This is a genomic window from Eggerthella guodeyinii, assembly GCF_009834925.2.
Taxonomy (GTDB): domain Bacteria; phylum Actinomycetota; class Coriobacteriia; order Coriobacteriales; family Eggerthellaceae; genus Eggerthella; species Eggerthella guodeyinii.
Genome location: NZ_CP063310.1, coordinates 2,659,240 through 2,672,045, shown reverse-complemented (window position 1 = coordinate 2,672,045; position 12,806 = coordinate 2,659,240). Strand labels below are relative to the sequence as shown.

Sequence of the window (12,806 nt, the reverse complement as noted above, 5' to 3'; positions counted from 1 at the left end):
AAGCTAACGATCGTTAACCGATAGGAGGGACCCTCATGCTCGATCGGCTTGCGCGCGGGTTCGCGCTGTTCGTGAACTGGTTCGACGGGGTTTGCGCGGTCGTGTGCGGCGGCCTCATGATGGTTCTGGGGCTGACGGGCGCCGACAACGCGTTCATGCCGCTGTCGGTGTACGACGGCTTCCCGCTGCACGACGTGTTCTTCACGAGCCATTTCTGGCCGGGGCTCGCGCTCGTCCTCGTGAACGGCGTGCCCAATCTCGTCGCGCTCGCGTTGCGGTTCCGCGGCAAGCGGGCGGCGTCGTACGCGGCGGGCATGGCGGCGGGCGGGCTGCTCGTCGCCTGGACGCTCGTCGAGACGGCGTTCATGCCCAATCCTGTTACGACCGTCTACCTGGTCATCGGCGCTCTGCAGCTGGCGGCGAGCTGGCGCGCCCGCCGCGCGGAAGGCGCGCGCCCGTGACGGCGCGGCGCAACACGAAGGAGGCGGTGGCGAAAGCGGCTCTGCGGCTGTTCGCCGAGCACGGGTACGACGGCGTGAGCATGCGCGACATCGCGGCGGCGGTGGACGTCAAGCCCGCCTCGCTGTACAAGCACTTCTCCGGCAAGCAGGCGCTGTTCGACGCCGTGGTCGAGCGCATGGACGCCGCCTACGAGCGCTTCGCGGCCTCGCTCGGCACGCCGTCGGGCGAGGCCCCTCAGCTGGCGGGCGCGTACGCCGCCCTGCCGATCGGGGCGATCGCGGACATGGCCGAGGCGCAGTTCCGCTATTGGACGCAGGACGAGGAGGCCGTGCTGTACCGGCGCTTGCTCACGCGGGAGCAGTACCGCGATGCCGCCATGGGCGCGCTCTACCGCGGCCGTTTCGCCGACGGCCCCATCGCGTACCAGGCCGCGCTGTTCGACGGCATGGTGCAGGCCGGGGCATTCGCACCGGGCGACGGGCGGCTCATGGCGCTGGAGTTCTTCGCGCCGCTCATGACGCTCATGCAGATGCACGACGGCTGCGAGGACGACGCCGCCCGCGCCCGAGTGGCGTCCCTCGTGCGGGCGCACGTGGAGCGGTTCGGCCGCGCGCACGCCCCGGCCGCCTCCGGCGGGGCCCTGCGCTAGCGCCGCAAGACGCGCCCGGCGACTTTGAGCGCGACGGGCAGCAGCGGCGGCTGCACGCGCTTGCGCGCCGTCTCCAGCTCGTCGGGGATGGCGATGTGCTGCGGGCAGTGCTTCGCGCAGGCGCCGCAGCGGACGCAGTCGCTGACGAGGCGGGGACTGTCGCCGAACGCGCCCACGCCCGTCACGTAGAGCTTCACGCCCTCGAACCAGCTGTGGGCGAACGAGGCGTTGTAGGCGGCGAAGCACGCGGGGATGTTCACGCCTTTCGGGCAGGGCATGCAGTAGTTGCACCCGGTGCACGGCACCCGGTAGCTTTCGGCGAAGATGTCGCGCGCCCGCGCGACGGCCGCGTGCTCGTCCGCGCTCATGGAGCGGGGGAGCGCCCGGTCGGCGAGGGCCGCGTTCTCGACGAGCTGCTCCGAGGAGTTCATGCCCGAGAGCACGACGGTGACCTCGGGGCGGTCCCACACCCAGCGCAGCGCCCAGGCTGCGGGGCTCAACTGCGGACCGGCCGCAGCGAGCGCCTCGGTCGCCGCGCGCGGCAGGTTGGCGGCCAGCCGCCCGCCCAGCAGCGGCTCCATGACGATGACCGGCAGGCCCCTTTCCGCCGCCAGCTCGAGCCCGGCGGTTCCCGCCTGGTAGTGCTCGTTCAGGTAGTTGTACTGGATTTGGCAGAAGTCCCAATCGTAGGCGTCCAGCAGCCTACCGAAATCGGCTGCGGGGCCGTGGAACGAGAACCCGATGCGCCGCACGACGCCCGCCTTTTTCTGCGCCGCGACCCACTCCTCGATGCCGAGCGCGACGAGCCGCTCCCATTGCTCGAAGGCGGTCACGTTGTGCACGAGGTAGTAGTCCACGCGGTCGGTGCGCAGCCGTTCGAGTTGGATGCCGAGGTAGCGGTCGAAGTCGTCGCGCGACGAACACGCCAGGTGGGGCAGCTTCGTCGCCAGGTTGATGCGCTCGCGCAGGTCGGGATGCTTCGCGAAGACGGCGCCGAGCGCCTCCTCGTTGCCCCGGTACAGGTAGGCGGTGTCGAAGTAGTTCACGCCGGCGTCGACCGCCTCCAGCACGAGCCGCTCGGCCGTGTCCTGGTCGATGCGGCCCACGGCGTTCGCGGGGAAGCGCATGCAGCCGAAGCCGAGCGCCGACAGCTCGGCGCCGCTTTGGGGATCGATGCGGTAGCGCATGGGAGGCTCCTAACTCTCCAGCAGGTCGAGCAGCTCTTCTTGGCTGAGCGTCGCGAGCGACACGCCGCCTGCGCCGATCACCTGGTCGGCGAGGTCGGTCTTCGCGTCCTGCAGATGCAGGATGCGCTCCTCGATGGTGTCCTTCGCGATGACCTTGTGGACGCTCACCACCTGCGTCTGGCCGATGCGGTGCGCGCGATCGGTGGCCTGGTTCTGCGCGGCCGCGTTCCACCAGGGGTCGGCGTGCACCACCACCGACGCGCCCGTGAGGTTGAGCCCGGTGCCGCCCGCCTTGAGCGACACGAGGAACACGGGCGTGTCGTCGTCGTTGAACAGGTTCACCAGCTCGAGCCGGCGCTTCTTGGGCGTGGCGCCCGTGATGGTGAAGTAGGGCACGTCGTGCGCGTCCAGCACGTCGGCGATCAGCTGGAGGAAGCTTGTGAACTGCGAGAACACGAGCGTCTTCTCGCCGGCGTCCATGGCCGATTCCACGAGCTCGACGATGGCGTCCAGCTTCGCGGCGTGGCCGGCGTAGTTCTCGTACAAAAGGCGCGGGTCGCAGCATAGCTGGCGCAACTTCGTCAGCTCGGCGAGGATCTCCACCTTGCGCTCGCGGAACTGCCGGTTGTTGCGGTTGTTCTTCTGCAGCGTCAGCGCGTCGCGCAGCTGCTGCTCGTGGGCGGCGTACAGGCGCTGCTGCTCGCCTTCCATGGGGACGTACACCACCGATTCCAGCTTGTCGGGCAGGTCCTTCAGCACGTCGGCTTTCAGCCGGCGCAGCATGAAGGGGGCCACGAGCGAGCGCAGCCGCCGCGCGGCGTCCTCGTCGCCGCCGGTGATGTCCAGCTCGAAGTGCTCGCGGAAGCGCATGTAGGAGCCCAGCAGGCCCGGCATGAGGAAATCGAAGATGCTCCACAGCTCGCTCAGGCGGTTCTCCATCGGCGTGCCGGTGAGGGCGAAGCGATGGCGCGCCTGCACGCGCTTCGCGGCGCGCGCCGTCTTGGTGGCGTGGTTCTTGACGTACTGCGCCTCGTCGAGCGCGCAGCAGTAGAACGTGCGCTCGGCGACGTCGTCCGCATCGATGCGCAGCAGGTCGTACGAGGTGATCAGCACGTCGCAGCAGCGCCCGTCGCGCGCGAGCTCGCTTTCGCGCGTGCGCCGGTCGCAGGCCTCGGCGCGGATGCGCATCCGCTCGCGCTTGGTGCCCACCGCGGCGCGCACGTCGAGATCGGGGGCGAAGCGCTCGAATTCGGCCACCCAGTTGTACACGAGCGACGCGGGGCAGACGATGAGGCTGGGGCCCACGACCCGCGCCTCGCTTCGCCGCGCCAGCAGGAACGCGATGAGCTGCACCGACTTGCCGAGGCCCATCTCGTCGGCCAGGATGCCGCCGAGATCGCGGTCGGCGAGCGCGCTCATCCAGCGCAGGCCCTCGGCCTGGTAGGGGCGCAGCGTGGCGGCCAGCTGCTCCGGCACCGCGCACGGCGCGCCCTCGATGGCGCGGAAGCTTTCGAGGTAGCGCGTGAAGGAACGGTTGCGCTGCGCGTCGTCGAACTGCTCGTCCAGGTAGAACGCGTGGTAGGCGGGCAGCTCCACCTGGCCCGCGGCCAGCTGCTTGGGCGTGAAGCCGAAGTCGTCCACGAGGTGGTCCAGCTGCGCCAGGTCGTACTCGGCCAGGTTGAGGTACGCGCCGCTCTTCAGGCGGTGGTAGCGCTTGCGCCGCCGGTAGCTCGCCAGCAGCGCGGCCACCTCGGCCGGGGGCAGGTCGTCGGCCGACACGGTGAGGTTGATGAGGTTGCCGGCCAGCGAGATGCCCACCGACAGGCGCGGCTTCTTGTCGGCGAGCAGGCGGTCGAACGCGGGCGTGGTGAACGCCTCCCCGAGCGCCTGGAACTCCACGAGCCCGCCGAACACGAGGTCGGCCACGGCCGACTCGTCGCCCAGCTTGATGGCCGGAGGCGCCTCGAACGTGTCGAAGTATTGCTTGACCAGGTTCTTCGCCCGCCCCTCCAGCCGCTCGTCGCGCAGGGGCCCTGCCTCGTCGTCGGGCGCGGCGTCGAACAGCGGGTAGCGGCGGGTGCCGTACACGGCGTGCGCGGTGCACGTGACGTCGTGGTCGGTCTTGTCGAAGTAGAATTCCAGCTTGCACGGCACGGGGCGGAACAGCTCGATTTCGGGCGGCGTTTCCACGTGGAGGCGCTGCTCGATGGCGGGCAGCACGGTGGCGCAGAACAGCGGCATGTCGGCGAGGCTGACGAACAGGCGCGCATCGTCGCTGTCGTAGGCGGTGCGCAGGAAGCCCGCCGTGCGCGCGAAGTCGGCCGAGCAGCGGTAGAACGCGTCGCCCTGCCACAGGTACATGCGATCGCCTTGGGCGACGAACGGCAGCTCGTCGGGCTGGACGATGGCGTAACCGTCCTCGTCGGTGCGCTCCACGCGGACGTCGATGTCGGGGTCGGCGCTGACGACGTGGGCGTGCGTGAGGGAGCGCGTCCCGCAGTCGGTGCCCTCGACGGTGAACGGCCGGCCGTCCAGGAGGTCCAGCAGCTCGATGAGCTCGTAGTCCGACAGGTCGAGGTCGCGCCCGATCTCGTCGCGCCCGCGATAGCGCCAGAACGCGCTGCCGGTCGCCTGCTCGCGCAGGGCGACCGCGCGGTCGAGGAAGCGCTCGATTGGGCGCGCCCGCTCGGCGAGCAGGGCCGGAACGTGGGTGAACGCGAGCTTCTTGCCGTAGGAGAACCGCTCGCCGCGGCGCATGCGCCCCACGAAGTCCGAGATGCTCTTCATGACGTAGCCGCCTTGCGGCCCGACGATCCTGAAATGCGCCGACCACGACCGGTAGCCGTACACGATGGTGGGCTCCAGGTCGATGCCGCCGGCTTCCTCCGCCTCGGCGGCGGCCCTGCTGCGCTCCATGAACTCGAGCAGGCCCGTGGACGTCGTGGGCGCGCGATGGGCGCGGTAGCCCATGAACTTCTCGGGCGCGGACAGGTACGACAGCGCCAGCGCCGCGCAGTGCTTGCACATGCCGTCGTGCTCGCGGTAGGCGGGGCAGGTGCACGCGTAGTCGACGACGGCGCCCTCGGCCTCGTCGAACGTGACGGAGGTGCGGTAGCGGTCGTTCCATCCGCTGCTGCTGGCCACGAACGCCGACAACGTGGTCTCGGGCGGGTTGTAGCGCACCTGCTTCGTGAGGATGTTCCTATCCGAGGCGGCGATGGACTGCGCCCGCGCCAGGGTGCGCGCCGGGCACTGCCGGCTGATGTCGTCTTCGGATAGCATGCGCTGGGGTGTCCTCCTCGGGGGTACGTTTCAGAACATTTGTACCATGGTATCAGACTTTTCGCGCCGCGGGTCCCGCATTCGCGGAAGGCGGGTGTTCCCTCCATGATTTCGAGGTGCTATGCTGGGCGCAATCGCTCCTCGCAGGGAGGAATGCGGGCGGAATTCGCGGGTGACGGACGGGTGGTGCCATGCGCGCGCATGCGGTGGAAGCGGTGGAACCTGCGCTCTCTCGGCAGGGGCGGGAGCAGGGGCAGGACCAGGGGGTGCGCGGGCTGGCCATCGCCACGTTCGCCTTCATCGCCGTGTTCGCGGCCTCGGCCGTGCCCATCCCCCTGTACTCGGAATACAAGGGCGCGATCGGCCTCACCGACGCCGACATCTCCGCCACCATGCTCATGTACCTGTTCGGCGTGATCCTGACGCTGTTCCTCTCGGGGTCGCTGTCCGATGCGGCCGGCCGCCGCCCGCTGGCCGCCGCGTCGCTGCTGCTGGCCATGCTGGGATGCTTCATGTTCCTGCGCGCTGACGACCCGCTCATCGTGCTGGCGGCGCGCGCCGTGCAGGGGGTGTCGTGCGGCTTGGCCATGAGCGCCATCTCGGCCCTCGTCGTGGATTCGGCGGTGGGTCGCTACGAGGGGTTCGGCCTCGCGGTGGCCGGCTGCGGCGCGCTGCTGGGCGTGATGGCGGGCTCGCTTGCCGTGGGTTTCCTGTCGCTTGCCACGACGCGGCACGAGCTGATCTACTGGATCATGATCGCCCTGCTCGCGCTCGGTGTGATTCTTGTTCCCGCTGCGCCCGAGACGGTGCTGCGGCGCACGCCGCTGCGCACCGCGTGCAAGCCGGTGATCGGGGTGGACGCGAAGCTGCGCGGCGTGCTGCCCATCGCCGCGTGCGCCTACGTCGCCTCGTGGGGCGTGGGCACGTTCTTCCAGTCGTTCAGCTCGCCGGTGGCGGTGGAATGCTTCGACTCGAGCGACCCGTTCGTGGCGTCGGCCATCCTCGCGCTGTCGATGGCCCCCAGCGCGCTGGGGGCGCCGCTCGAGGCGCGCATGCCGTCGGGCGTGTCGCTGCGCGTGTCGATGGCGGCGCTCCTCGCGTTCACCTGCGCGATGTGCGCGGCCATGGCGGCCGGGGCGCTGGGGCCGTTCCTCGTGCTGGTGGCGCTGTTCGGCCTGTCCACGGGCATGTGCCTGTCGGGCAGCCTGCGCCTCTTGTTCGCCCGGGCCGACATGCGCAGCACGGCGACGGTGGTGTCCACCATCAACCTGCTGGGCTACACGGGGTCGGCCCTGTTGAGCGGCATGATGGGCGCGCTCGTGGGCGTGACGACGCTCGTGGGCGTGCTCGCGGCGCTGGCCGGGTTCGCGGCCCTCGCCGCCGCGGTGGTGTTCGTGCGCACGCGCTAGCGCGGTGGGTGCGCGGGTTTTGCTATACTGGCGCTCTCAGAGTGATTCCGTGACGAAACGAGGATGAGCCATGCCGATAGCCGTGAGCGCGTGCCTGCTGGGCGAACCGTGCCGCTACGACGGGGAATCGCGTCCCTGCGAGGCCGTGCTGCAGCTGCGCGCGACGCACGAGCTCGTGAGCGTGTGCCCCGAGACGCTCGGAGGGCTGCCCGTTCCGCGCACGCCCTGCGAGATCGTCGCCGCCGAGCGCGCGCTGCGCGTGGTGGACGCGGACGGGGGCGACGCCACGGACGCGTTTCTGGCCGGGGCCGCCAAAACGGTGGAGCTGGTGCAGGAGCGAGGCTGCACGCTGGCCGTTCTCAAGGCGAAGAGCCCCTCGTGCGGATGCGGCCTCGTGTACGACGGCACGTTCACGGGCGCGCTCGTGCCCGGGTACGGCGTGGCGGCGCGGGCGCTGCGCGAGGCGGGGGTGCGCACGCTCGACGAGGTGCAGCTCGCGGCTTGCCTTGAGGCTGGCGAGGCGCGGCGCCCGGGCCAGGCGCCGGCCGTGCTGGCGGCGACGTCGGCGGAGTGCCCGGTTCTTGAAACGGAGCGTCTCGTGCTGCGCCCGCTGACGTCCGACGACATCGACGACGTGTTCGCCTACTGCAGCGATCCCGCCGTCGGCCCCGACGCCGGGTGGGCGCCGCACCGCACGCGCGAGGACGCGCGCGTGTTCGTGGAGGTGATCGCGCGCGAGCCGCACGTGTTCGGCGTCTTCGAGAAGGGTTCAGCGGGGGAGGGCGCCGGTGCCGGCGCCGTGGGGCCGTGCATCGGGTCGATCGGGCTCATCCGCGACCCGCAGCGACGCAACGTCGACTGCCTCATGCTGGGCTACGCGCTCGCACGGGGCGCATGGGGTCGCGGCTACATGACCGAGGCGTCGGACGAGGTGCTGCGCTACGGCTTCGAAGAACTGGGGCTCGGCCTGATCACGTGCACGCACTACCCGTTCAACGAGCGCTCCGGCCGCGTGATCGAGAAGTCGGGGTTCGTCCACGAGGGCACCCTCCACGGCGCCGAGGCCGCGCCGGACGGCCTCGCGCAGGACTTCGAGCTGTACTACCTGCCCCGCGAGCGCTGGGCGTCGATGTCGACCGCTGCCAGCTTGTCGACGAGCTTGCGGTAGACACGCTCGGCGATCCACGGCTCGCTGGACAGCGCGCACGCCTCGTCGAGGCTTACCCAGCGCACGCCGCTGTTCTCGTCCGGCTTGACGCGCAGCGGCTCGTCCGGCGAGGCCACGGCCAGGTACGTCACGTTGAGATGCAGGTGCGAGCTCACGTACCGCCCGCGCTTCTCGTGCCCGTCCACGGTGAGCACCTCGAGCGAGAAGATGTTCCCCGGCCCGCACGGCACGATCCGCGCGCCGGCGACGCCCGTCTCCTCCTCGAGTTCCCTGAGCGCGACGTGCGCCAGGTCGCGCTCGCCGTCGGCGTGCCCGCCGATCCAGCTCCACGAGCCGTAGGTGTTGTGGAACACCATGAGCGTCCTAGTCGCGGTCGGGTCGACCGTCCAGATCGAGCACGTCATATGCGCGAGCGAGTCGCGGTCGAACACGTGCGGATCGGTTTCGAGCCGCTGGAGGATGATCGCGCGATCAGAAGCCTCCTGCTGGTTGAAGGGTAGGTACGCGCGTATGTCGTCGATGAGGGGCATTTTCGAATAGTTAAACATGTTGACCTTTGCACATGTCCTCGATGTAAAGCATAATCTCGATACATTTATCAAAATACGAACGAAGCGAAGCCATTGTGATTCCGCTATCTCTGCCGTGTGCGACCGAATGTCGAATGCTCATTACCGAGTCGAGCGCGTCTTGTCTGCCTTCTTGTATCGAGAAATCATCAAGAGAAGTAGCCCAATTTTTGTCGAATTTTGACACTATTGTTCGTAGCTTGTTGTAGTTTGGATTGCTTCTCATTCCAACAATGCTAGATTTTACGAAACTAGCTGTTTTTGGATTTGCGCACCCATCAACGTAGTTTGAGAATATTTCTTCAACGCACTCTTCCATGAACCCCGATACCAAGACCGCAAGATATCTCGCCCAGTGTGCATAGAGTTCTTGATTGTGAGCTGAAGCATCGTTTACTTTTTCAAACAGACTTTCGAGGCGTTGGTATTTGCTATTTAGTGCGAACGAGTTAAACATTACATATCCATAAAGAAGTTCGAAGCGATGCCCGCCCTAATCAGTACCTGCTTCTCATCAGAAGTTGCTTTCGATATAGCTTCTCGATATTCCTCATTTACCATTAAGCGGGAATATGCATCAGCTACAGCTTCTGCATCTGGAGACAGCCCATTTGCGAGTGCTGTCGACAAGCCGATCATGCAGGAATCAAATGCAGCTGCATTAAAATTCTTTTCAGGCCTGAAAGCGCTTTTACCGATTGCTTTGTCGAATAGTTCTATTGAACTTGTGAATGCCTTTTCGTAGTCTAGGAACTCTTCCCTGTACTGATTTCTACCGCAAAACTTGTTTATGAATTCCTTCATAGGTTTTGAGTAAGGGAGTGCATTGTCGAATAAGGCTAAAAAACGGATTATTAATTCCTGATCCTTTAGTCTGATGCTTTCTCTGCCATATATGTTTCTCCAAGATGGGTTTTCGTTTATTCCGTGTACGAAATCAATAAACGGTCCGTGGTAGAGAGCAACTCTGATCTCCTGATCTGAAAGCCGAGATCCTCCACTGTTCAAACGTTCGAATACGTGGAACAGACTCGTATCGTCATCGCCTGGAGCCAGTTGCTTTACGATTGTTGCGTGAATGATGGATGTGTCTAATCGAATGCGATCTCTTTCTTCAAGATCTTGATAGGTTCTTCCCTCATATGCCTCTTGCACCCTAGTAAGAGCAAAAACTTTCTGAGTTTTATTCCCCTCTTGGGGATTGAAAAAACCATCATAAAAAAATTGTAAGCTCTTGAGGCGCTGCTGGCCATCAATCACAAGTTGTCTATTGTCTTTGTCTTGAGCGAGGAATATTCCGGGAACTGGGAGTCCTAATAGCAGCGACTCGATAAACCTAGACGCATCCGAAATGGTCCAGACGTAATTCCGTTGAAAGGCTGGAATAAGAATGGCACCGCGGTTTAGCCTATTTACGAGAGATTCCACTTCGGGATCCGATCCGTAGCTACTCACGTCGTACGTTATGGGCGAAATGGAACCGTCGTCTTCGATGTCATCAATTTCGTCTAATGATGCGTAATTGCTTTCAGCCACTTTGATCCTCCAGGGCTCAGTCTATGAGTAAATTATTAATAAATGAATAGTATCACGATAGCTCGATGGTTACTCCACCACCAAATCCGCGAACTCGAACGTCGTGCAGTCCACCAGCCCTCGGTTCGTCAGCCTCAACTCGGGGAGGCAGGCAAGCGGTATCAGGGCCATCGTCATGAACGGCGACGGCATGGTGCAGCCGATCTCGGCCCAAGTCTTCTCAAGACGGTGCACCTTCTCGCTCATCGTCACGGCGTCGAGCGCGTCCATGAGGCCGGCGATGGGCAGCTCCACGAGCCCCAGCACCTCGCCGTCGGCGACCACGGCCATGCCGCCGCCGCACGCGGCCAGCGTGTTCGCGGCCAGGGCCATGTCCTCGTCGTTCGTGCCCACCACCAGCAGGTTGTGCGCGTCGTGCGCCACGGTGGACGCCATCGCGCCGCGCTTGATGCCGAAGCCCTTCACGAAGCCGTAACCGCACGTGCCCGTCTCGTGATGGCGCTCGAACACGAACGTCTTGAGCACGTCCTGCTCGGGGTCGGATTCCAGCCGGCCGTCGACTGCCGGCAGATCGACGTGCGCCTCGAACGTGCCCACCTTCCCGGGGATGACCTCGATCGCGCGCACGCGCACGCGCTCGCCGTCGACGACGCCCTCGGGCGCGGGCACCGCGAACGACGCGGGCGTCAGCTCCTTGCCGAGGTGCATCGAGTGCGTCACCCAGTCGGGGAACTGGAACGGCGGCAGGTCGAACAGGGCGCGCCCGTTCTCGGCCACCACGTCGCCGTCGATGAGCACGCGGGTGACCTGCAGGCTTTCCAGGTCGTCCAGGAACACGATGTCGGCGCACTTGCCGGGGGTGATGGAGCCCAGGTCGTGGTCCATCTGGAAGCACTGGGCGCAGTTGATGGTGACCATCTGGATGGCGGTCACGGCGTCGATCCCCAGACCGACGGCAACCCGCACGATATGGTCGAGGTGCCCGTCGGCCACCAGCGTGTGCGGATGCGTGTCGTCGCTGACGAGGTTGGCGAAGCGCGTGTCGATGTCGTGCGCGACGACGGCCTCGGCCAGCACCGGCAGATCCTTCCAGGCCGAGCCGAAGCGCAGCTGCGCGTACATGCCGAGGCGCATCTTCGCCAACGCATCCTGCGCGCGCGTGGACTCGTGGCAGCAGCGAACGCCCGAGGCGATGTAGGCGTTCAGGCCGCGGTCGGTTTCGGGCATGGAGTAATGGCCGGTCACGATTTTGCCGGCGCGTAGCGTCGCTCCCACCTCGCCGTGCGCGTGGTCGGTGCTGCCCAGGATGCCGGGGAAGTTCATCATCTCGCCGAGGCCCACGACGTTCGGCCACGCCATCGTCTCGGCGACGTCGTCGGGTCCGATGAACGAGCCGGTGTCCTCGAAGCCGGGCACGGCGGGCACGCACGAGGGGGTGGTGATCATGGCCTTGAGCGGCGTGCGCTGCGCGTCCTCGGCCATCACCTGCACGCCTTCGAGCCCCAGCACATTGCAGATCTCGTGCGGATCCCAGTAGATGCCGACGGTGCCGTGCGGCACGACGGCGCGCGCGTATTCGCCTACGCCCATCATCGAAGACTCCACGTGGATGTGCCCGTCGAGGAACCCGGGCGCGATGTACTGCCCCTCCGCGTCGATGACCTGCGTGTTCTCGCCGATGCAGTGGTCGGCCTGCCCGAGGTAGGCGATGCGGCCCTCGGCGATGGCCACGTCCACGTCCTCCTGGATCTCGGCCGTGCACACGTTCACGAGCTTCGCCCCCCTGATCACCGTGTCGGCGGGCGCGAGCCCCTGGGCCACGGCGGAAAGGGTTTTCGAGCATTCCCACAGCGGTTTCTTGCAGAACTGGTTGATCATGCCTTGCTCCTTCGGTGGACGGCGCCGCAATGCCGGCGCGGGGCTGATACGGCCATTATCGGCCTCCCCGCCGCCCTCGTCCACGAGGCGTCGGGAGACTTCAAGCGGAATGCGCAATCGCGCCCCGTCAACGCGCCGGGCGGCCTCGGGTGTATACTGCGATGCGCACCGAACCGCACCGCACCCACGCCTCGAAAGGACCGTCCATGCTGGCTTCAACGCTTCGCCACGCCGCCGACCACGACTACCGCTCCGCGCGCTTCCAGGCCGCCTACGCCTTCCTGGCGCAGGAGGATCTGGCCGCCTTGCCGCTCGGCCGCGTCGACATCGACGGGGACGCCGTGTTCGCCAACGTGCAGGAATACGACACCGTCCCGGCCGCGGAGAAGGACATGGAGGCGCATCGCCGCTACTTCGACGTGCAGTTCGTCGTGGCGGGCGAGGAGGTCATGGAGTACGCGCCGCTCGAGGGGCTCGCGGAAGCCCAGCCCTTCGACGAGGACGCCGACTTCGGGCTGTACGTCGCGCCGGAGCGCCCCAGCTCCGTCGTGCTGCGCGCGGGCGACGTGGCCGTGCTCGCGCCCGAGGACGCCCACAAGCCGGGATGCGCGCTCGACGCGCCGGGCCGCGTGCGCAAGATCGTCGTCAAGGTGCTTGCATAGCCGC

11 protein-coding genes are annotated in these 12,806 nt (G+C 66.5%); 5 read left to right on the top strand and 6 right to left on the bottom strand.

The window, feature by feature from the left end; translation table 11 throughout:
- The first annotated feature begins 35 nt into the window (after positions 1-35).
- Both GS424_RS11295 and GS424_RS11290 read left to right on the top strand, forming a co-directional pair.
- Positions 36-461 carry a hypothetical protein gene (locus GS424_RS11295; RefSeq protein WP_160943348.1) on the top strand — a complete coding sequence of 142 codons (426 nt, stop codon included), beginning with the start codon at positions 36-38 and terminating at the stop codon, positions 459-461.
- Positions 458-1,111 carry a TetR/AcrR family transcriptional regulator gene (locus tag GS424_RS11290; RefSeq protein WP_160943349.1) on the top strand — a complete coding sequence of 218 codons (654 nt, stop codon included), beginning with the start codon at positions 458-460 and terminating at the stop codon, positions 1,109-1,111. The genes GS424_RS11295 and GS424_RS11290 overlap by 4 nt, the downstream gene beginning before the upstream one ends.
- On the opposite strand, the gene GS424_RS11285 is transcribed toward GS424_RS11290, so the two are convergent.
- Together GS424_RS11285 and GS424_RS11280 are read right to left on the bottom strand one after the other, a co-directional pair.
- Positions 1,108-2,298 carry an aldo/keto reductase gene (locus tag GS424_RS11285; RefSeq protein ID WP_160943350.1) on the bottom strand — a complete coding sequence of 397 codons (1,191 nt, stop codon included), beginning with the start codon at positions 2,296-2,298 and terminating at the stop codon, positions 1,108-1,110. The genes GS424_RS11290 and GS424_RS11285 overlap by 4 nt on opposite strands.
- Positions 2,299-2,307: 9 nt before the next feature.
- A complete protein-coding gene (locus tag GS424_RS11280; protein WP_160943351.1) occupies positions 2,308-5,580 on the bottom strand; it encodes a DEAD/DEAH box helicase in 3,273 nt (1,090 codons plus the stop codon).
- A gap of 191 nt (positions 5,581-5,771) precedes the next feature.
- Between GS424_RS11280 and GS424_RS11275 the strand changes: the two genes are divergently transcribed.
- Together GS424_RS11275 and GS424_RS11270 are read left to right on the top strand one after the other, a co-directional pair.
- Positions 5,772-6,989: an MFS transporter gene (locus GS424_RS11275; RefSeq protein WP_160943352.1), complete on the top strand. Its 1,218-nt coding sequence runs from the start codon at positions 5,772-5,774 to the stop codon at positions 6,987-6,989.
- Between the two features lie 70 nt (positions 6,990-7,059).
- On the top strand, positions 7,060-8,157 hold the full coding sequence (locus GS424_RS11270; RefSeq protein ID WP_160943353.1) for a GNAT family N-acetyltransferase: 1,098 nt from the start codon (positions 7,060-7,062) through the stop codon (positions 8,155-8,157).
- On the opposite strand, the gene GS424_RS11265 is transcribed toward GS424_RS11270, so the two are convergent.
- From GS424_RS11265 to ade, 4 genes are all read right to left on the bottom strand, one after another.
- Positions 8,091-8,705, bottom strand: a complete 615-nt coding sequence (locus GS424_RS11265; RefSeq protein WP_244977522.1) for an NUDIX hydrolase — start codon at positions 8,703-8,705, stop codon at positions 8,091-8,093. The two genes, GS424_RS11270 and GS424_RS11265, sit on opposite strands and share 67 nt — an antisense overlap.
- A complete protein-coding gene (locus GS424_RS11260) occupies positions 8,698-9,183 on the bottom strand; it encodes a HEPN domain-containing protein (RefSeq protein ID WP_160943354.1) in 486 nt (161 codons plus the stop codon). The genes GS424_RS11265 and GS424_RS11260 overlap by 8 nt, the downstream gene beginning before the upstream one ends.
- Complete coding sequence (locus GS424_RS11255) at positions 9,183-10,262, bottom strand: DUF262 domain-containing protein (RefSeq protein WP_160943355.1); 1,080 nt, start codon at positions 10,260-10,262, stop codon at positions 9,183-9,185. The genes GS424_RS11260 and GS424_RS11255 overlap by 1 nt, the downstream gene beginning before the upstream one ends.
- Before the next feature lie 69 nt (positions 10,263-10,331).
- Entirely contained in the window at positions 10,332-12,140 is a 1,809-nt protein-coding gene (gene ade, locus GS424_RS11250; protein WP_160943356.1) for an adenine deaminase, read from the bottom strand.
- A gap of 206 nt (positions 12,141-12,346) precedes the next feature.
- On the opposite strand from ade, the gene GS424_RS11245 reads away from it, so the two are divergent.
- Complete coding sequence (locus GS424_RS11245; protein ID WP_160943357.1) at positions 12,347-12,802, top strand: NanQ anomerase/TabA/YiaL family protein; 456 nt, start codon at positions 12,347-12,349, stop codon at positions 12,800-12,802.
- The last annotated feature ends 4 nt before the right edge of the window (positions 12,803-12,806 follow it).

Excerpts from the sequence above, each read along its gene's own strand:
- GS424_RS11260 (WP_160943354.1), bottom strand. The coding sequence starts at position 9,183 with ATGTTTAACTCGTTCGCACTAAATAGCAAATACCAACGCCTCGAAAGT.
- ade (WP_160943356.1), bottom strand. The coding sequence starts at position 12,140 with ATGATCAACCAGTTCTGCAAGAAACCGCTGTGGGAATGCTCGAAAACC.
- GS424_RS11265 (WP_244977522.1), bottom strand. The coding sequence starts at position 8,705 with ATGTTTAACTATTCGAAAATGCCCCTCATCGACGACATACGCGCGTAC.
- GS424_RS11270 (WP_160943353.1), top strand. The coding sequence starts at position 7,060 with ATGCCGATAGCCGTGAGCGCGTGCCTGCTGGGCGAACCGTGCCGCTAC.
- GS424_RS11245 (WP_160943357.1), top strand. The coding sequence starts at position 12,347 with ATGCTGGCTTCAACGCTTCGCCACGCCGCCGACCACGACTACCGCTCC.
- GS424_RS11280 (WP_160943351.1), bottom strand. The coding sequence starts at position 5,580 with ATGCTATCCGAAGACGACATCAGCCGGCAGTGCCCGGCGCGCACCCTG.
- GS424_RS11295 (WP_160943348.1), top strand. The coding sequence starts at position 36 with ATGCTCGATCGGCTTGCGCGCGGGTTCGCGCTGTTCGTGAACTGGTTC.
- GS424_RS11285 (WP_160943350.1), bottom strand. The coding sequence starts at position 2,298 with ATGCGCTACCGCATCGATCCCCAAAGCGGCGCCGAGCTGTCGGCGCTC.
- GS424_RS11275 (WP_160943352.1), top strand. The coding sequence starts at position 5,772 with ATGCGCGCGCATGCGGTGGAAGCGGTGGAACCTGCGCTCTCTCGGCAG.